General features: G+C 47.8%; 1 rRNA gene. It reads left to right on the top strand.

Going from position 1 to position 207, the window contains the following annotated elements:
• Window positions 1-136: 136 nt before the first annotated feature.
• Window positions 137-207, top strand: a 5S ribosomal RNA gene (rrf, locus tag AC3A5O_RS28875); the annotation flags it as partial.

Here is a 207-nt window from a genome sequence, read left to right on the forward strand (position 1 = left end):
CCCCATGTGAGAGTAGGTCATCGTCAAGATTAAATTCCGAAACCCCTATCTGCTGACGCAGGTAGGGGTTTTGTTTTTAGTAGAAGTCATCGATTTTACCGACACGTTGTTCTTGAACGGGTCGGACACAGAATTTCTTGACGACCATAGAGCATTGGAACCACCTGATCCCATCCCGAACTCAGCAGTGAAACGATGCATCGCCGA

This window comes from Pseudomonas sp. Soil_N_39 (genome assembly GCF_057655955.1).